Below are 5,098 nucleotides of genomic sequence, written 5' to 3'. Positions count from 1 at the left end.
GGTTTCCTAAACCGTGTGTCGCAGGTTCGAATCCTGCCTGGGGCACCACCTTTCGCCGGGTGAAATCAGCCCCCTACCAGCGTAAACGCGGTAGGGGGCTGATCTATGCGTATCCGGTTGTATCCGTCCGTGTCCGGTGGTTTCCGGGTGTTCGTGTACCAAATCGTGCCCGCGTTTCGCGGGTGCTCTAGCTGCCCGTCGAGGCCTTGAGGATGCGGTCGAGGGCGTGCGTGTGCCTGCCGTGGATGAGCTTGGCGTAGATCCGGAACAGCACCTCCAGCGAGTGCCCAGCCCATAGCGCGATGAGCGACGGCTCTACGCCGATGCTCAGGAGGTAGGACACCCACGCGTGCCGCAGGTCGTAGGGCGTCTCTGCTAGCGGGCTCTTGTAGACCTCCGGTGTGAAGGCCGCCCTACGGGCCTTGCGGTACACGTCGTTGTAGAGGCGCACCGGCACTTCTCCCCCGCGCTCGCCACGGAACAGCCGTCCTTCGTCGCCCGTGCCGAACGTGTCGAGGTGCCAGTAAAGGATGGCCACCAGCTCCGGCCGGATCGGCGCACGTCGAACGGCCTTCTTCCCCCTGTGCTTCAACCCCCGCTTGTCCCGCACGGTGCCCGTGTTCGTCCAGCGGCTACCCGCGTGCGGCGCGGTCACCGACAGAACGAACTCTCCGAACTCGTTCTTAGGGATGTCCCAGCGACCAGCCGTCTCGTTCCACGTGCGCGGCGGCAGCTGAATGTTGTGCTCCCGAAGGTCGACAGCTTCCTCCGGCCTAAGGCCGCCGTAGTACGTGCACGCATAGCAAGCCATTAGGCGCTCACCGCTGCGCTGCACTTTCTTCACCTCCTCCAACAGAGTGCCTGCCTGCACGGGGCTTGCGGCTACAGCCGGATCTACCTCATGTTCAACCTTCGGCGCGGTCCATTTAATTTTCGGAATGGGGTTGTGCGCAATCGCCTCAAGCTCGATCGCATACTCCAGCGCGTTGTGGAATACAGCGCGCTTTCGGTTGACGACCGTGGCAGCAACCTCGCCCTTCCCGTCTACTTTTTGCGCCAGTGCGTCCATGACCGGACGCAGTACGGCAGGTTGAGTCAGAGTCGACACGTTGCGCGTGTTGGAAGCAATCCACCGCAGAGCCGCTGTCACCTTCTCGGGTCGCGCGGGATTGTCGCGATGTTCAGTGTTGAACGCCCAATTGAAGAGAGCGGAGCGAAGCAGCTTGTCGTCCGGCTTACCTCGCTTGTTGCTGACCATCGCGCACGTAACGGTCATCATCGCCTCGGCGATGCTGCGCCGTGAGGTCGCTGCCGCGCGTGGCCACTTGGAGTCCACGTACTTCACGGCGAACTCGAACCACGCCATGTCTTTATCGGCGCGCTTCATGCTGACCGGCAGCCCAGTGTCGAGGTCGAACGCTTCACCAGACTTAGCCGCAGACACCAGAGCAGAGCGGAAGCTGTCAGCGGGCGTGTACTGCGGGAACGTCTCCTTACACGGGTAGCGCCGTCCCTCCAGCTTCCAGCGCACGGTGTAGGTGCTTCCCTTGGCCCGCTTATTGGTCACGATTGACCACACACGAACCTTGAACGTGGTTGGCATCAGGCCGCCTCACTCAATCCCTTGTACCAACTATCGAAATCGCTTCGCTCAATCCGCCACTCACCGTTGGGAAGCTTCGTCATGTGTGGGGCCTTGCCCTTGACCTTCCACTCATAGAACGTCTTGCGGGAGATGCGCAGCTCGCCACACACGTCTTCAACGGTCATCTTCGGTTCCGCTTTTGCCATGCCGTCACCTCCCTTCGGATTCGTGGTACTGCGGATGCACGAGGTAGGCCGCGCTTGGCGGGCGGCCTTTCCCGCGCTTCTCGGGTTCGGGTTCGCGGCGGACGTAGCCGTGCTGTTCGAGCAGGTTCAGCGGTTCGTCCAGCTCGGTCACTGTCTTGAACTGAGTGCGCGCGGTGCCCTTGATGAGCTGATTGCGGGTGAACCGGTCGGGTTTGGTGCGCTCAATCCATCCGAGGATGACGCGCGCCTTTTCGATCGTTTCGTTCTCGCCGATGAGGTCGAACGCGGCGAGTGCGTGAGCGGCGAAGTAGCGGCCCAGCGTGATGGCGCGGTTCATGGTGGCGTCGGTGATCGAGCGTCGTGCCCATCCGGTGGTGATGTGGTCTGCGAGGTGCAGCAGGCCTGCCAGGCGGATGGTCGCGCCGACGTACTTGCTTGCCCAGTCGCGGATGTGGCCGAGTTTTCCGCCCGGACGAAGCTCGGGTTCCACCTCCTTTTCGAGCTGGAGCACAAGGGCAGCGGCGTCCGGGGTGAGCGTGAGCGCGGCCGGGTCGGTCCATTCGGCGAGTGCGCAGACCATCGCGCGGAGGTTGTCGTTGTAGGTCTGCACCGTGGCCGGGTCGATCTGCGGCGGTCCGATGACGCGGTTGCCGACCAGGTCGACGGGCAGGGAGAACAGCAGGCGGGCGAGCAAGCCCCGGTCACGGAAGCCCGCGTTGGAGGCCAGGTCGCGGATGACGGAGGGCTGCAACGCCAGGCCGAGCGTCAAGGCCGGCCTTTCCACGTGCTCGGCCTCGCGGCTCTTGCGGTCGACGCGCAGCATGTCGCCCGCGTGTCCCTTGAGGAACACCTCGAAGTTGGGCACGCCGGAGTAGCGCCCGGCGAGCGTGGCGAAGATGCCGCCCTCGGCAGAGAGCACAGCCAGGCGTCCGCCCTGCTCGGCCAGCAGGGACGCGGCCGTCTCGCTGGTGATGTCGTCGGCCACCAGGCGTGGCACCACCGGCACCGTGATGGCCTCCGCTGCCATGGCCGCATCCGTTGCCATGCCAATGGCTTCCTGCTCGGCCAGGGCATCGGCGCGCGTGGCGTTGGCCGCGGCTTTCTCCGCCCGTGCCAGTGCGATCTTGCGCTCCAGCTCGGCCGTGGCAATGAGCGGCGCGGCCTGCTCGGCGAGCTCGCGTTCGACCTGCATCAGCGGCGCGGTCATGGCGGCGAACACCGGCGACTTGCGCGCGCCGGGTGGCAGCGCCACCAGGACGTAGACGTTGACGGGTTCGCGCCACAGTCCGCGCACGGCGACCTCTGCGCGTCCACCTGCGGCGGTGGACAGTGCGGCGATGCCGATGCAGCCCGCCAGGTCCACCGGAGTCTGGGTCTCGGTGGCGACGCCGGCCACTTGCTCGGCGAGCCATCCGGGCAGCACGTCGAGGGGGAAGCGCGGCAGGTTCCCGGCAGCACGCCCGACCAACGGGGCGGGGTCCTCCCATCCCTCACCCTCGATCAGGTGCAGGCGCACGGCCTGGTCCACGATCTCGGCGGCAGCGGCCTTGGCGGCGTTGGCGTTGTTCATGCCACGTCCACGCGGCGGGGACGCTCGGCACCGGCCCGTAGCCCGGAGTCGAGGGTGTTGCGGACTTCCCACTGCGACAGACCCACGCTCAACCCCGCGTGCTCCAGCGCAGTGCGCGCCACACCCTCCGGCAGTGCACCGCCCGCCACGAGCTGCCCCAGCGCGACAGTGGCGGCGAACAGGGTGTGGTTGCGCGTGCCCTCCTGTGCGGCCAGCACCTTGGCGACCTCGTTACGTAGGGCGGATTCGACGTAGCGGCCCACTCGCGTGGCGCTCAGATCGACGGAGACGGCCTGACGCGGAGGCCGTGGCGTGAAGGCAAGGCGCTGGCACAGCCACTGCGGCAGAGGCGCAACGGCAGCGTCTTCACTCAGGAGGTAAGGGCGTCCGTCCACATGCGACCCTGCGGCCAGGACGTAGCCGCCGCCCGCGCGGGTGTCGACGCGCCAGCCGAGACCACGGCCACGCTCGCCCGCCGTGTTGCGCAGCTCGACACCCTGCGGCGCGGCGAAGTAGAGGTGCAGGCCGCCGGACGGCGTCGTCACGGTGTAGGTGTCCAGCGGCAGCGGCTCGCCCGCTTCCCCGCACAGCGCGGCCAGTACGTCCAGGCCGCACGTGATGCCGGGCTGGTTCCAGCGGGGTGGCGGCTGCTCGCCGTCCTTGGGCATGTCGAGGTCGAGCACCACCAGGCGCGAGGGCTCGCACGCGATGGCGACGTTGCAGCCGCGGAAACTCATGCTGCTCCAGTACCAGCGCACCTGGTCGGGGTTGTTCATGGCGCGCTGCTCGGGGGTGCGGTGCCCGTCGCGGCACGCGCCAGTTCCGGGGCACTGGTTGGTGTGGTGCAGGGCGGGCAACTTGTCGCCACGTCGTGCCGGGAAGACGTACCAGCCGCGAGCAACAGCGCTCAGTGCGGCGGTGAGCATTGGGTGGTCCATCAGGTCTCCAATGTGGCCAGTCACGAGGTCGGTCAGCCGGGTGCCGGTCATCGGGTGCGGTTGCGGTGGCGGCCAAAGGCGTTGAGGGCTTTGCGTCCGGCGCGCAGCTGCCTGCCGGTGGCGTCGCAGCGCTGGCAGAGGCGGAAGCCACCGAAGCGCCGGCCGGAGCGTCCGAGGCCCTTGCAGGCGCGGCAGTTGCGGTAGGGGAAGGCCCAGCAGGCCACGAGGTAGAGCAGCGCCGTGGCGGTGAGGTAGAGCCAGGCGTAGCCGCGCCACGCCGGAGCAATGTCACTGACAGCGACGGTCAGGGCGGCGAGCAGAGTCAGCCGGTAAGCGAGCTTGGGGGTCACGGGATTGCCCTCCTAGGGCTGTTTTTGGGTGCGCGAGACCAAGCCCTCTAGGCACTAGGGCGCTGATCAGGGCATATGTGGTGGTCTAGTGGGGGGTCTAGGTCTAGAGGGGGTGTGCCGCTAGACCTAGACCCGTGCGGCTACTCCACGCGCTTCGCCTTCTTGTCACGCTCGGTGATTGCCTTGGAGATGTGGGCGAGTTCCACGCCCTTGCGGTTGGCGCCCTTCCCGGTCTCTGGGTCGGTGCCCCAGACCTGGCCGGTGGCGATGCCGAACGGCTTGAGCGCGGCGGCGAGCTGGGTTGCCTTGGCGCTGCCGCCCTCCAGCTCGCCCCACGGGCCGTACTGGTCGGGCTTGAAGTCCGCCAGGGCGTCCACAAGGGACTCAGACCAGCGCTTGTCCTTGTCGCCGAACACGCTCATCAGGTCTTGCAGCAGCGTGTTAGCCGC

6 protein-coding genes are annotated in these 5,098 nt (G+C 66.9%); all 6 read right to left on the bottom strand.

The annotated features are described in order from the left end of the window. Positions 1-187: 187 nt before the first annotated feature. Positions 188-1,603 (bottom strand): tyrosine-type recombinase/integrase, encoded by a 1,416-nt coding sequence (locus BMW88_RS40715; protein ID WP_089962608.1) that lies wholly within the window; start codon positions 1,601-1,603, stop codon positions 188-190. Further along, entirely contained in the window at positions 1,603-1,791 is a 189-nt protein-coding gene (locus BMW88_RS40710; protein WP_089962605.1) for a helix-turn-helix domain-containing protein, read from the bottom strand. The genes BMW88_RS40715 and BMW88_RS40710 overlap by 1 nt, the downstream gene beginning before the upstream one ends. Before the next feature lie 4 nt (positions 1,792-1,795). Further along, positions 1,796-3,361: a YfjI family protein gene (locus tag BMW88_RS40705; RefSeq protein WP_089962603.1), complete on the bottom strand. Its 1,566-nt coding sequence runs from the start codon at positions 3,359-3,361 to the stop codon at positions 1,796-1,798. Then, on the bottom strand, positions 3,358-4,299 hold the full coding sequence (locus BMW88_RS40700; protein WP_089962600.1) for a bifunctional DNA primase/polymerase: 942 nt from the start codon (positions 4,297-4,299) through the stop codon (positions 3,358-3,360). The genes BMW88_RS40705 and BMW88_RS40700 overlap by 4 nt, the downstream gene beginning before the upstream one ends. Positions 4,300-4,346: 47 nt before the next feature. Next, on the bottom strand, positions 4,347-4,649 hold the full coding sequence (locus BMW88_RS40695) for a hypothetical protein (protein WP_089962597.1): 303 nt from the start codon (positions 4,647-4,649) through the stop codon (positions 4,347-4,349). Between the two features lie 140 nt (positions 4,650-4,789). Further along, positions 4,790-5,098, bottom strand: a 309-nt coding sequence (locus BMW88_RS40690) for a DUF3631 domain-containing protein (RefSeq protein ID WP_143116526.1), incomplete at its 5' end; no start/stop codon positions are given.

It is taken from the genome of Lentzea xinjiangensis (assembly GCF_900110955.1).
GTDB lineage: Bacteria > Actinomycetota > Actinomycetes > Mycobacteriales > Pseudonocardiaceae > Lentzea > Lentzea xinjiangensis.
Note: the sequence above shows the minus strand (reverse complement) of the source record. Positions and strands in the feature narration are given on the sequence as shown.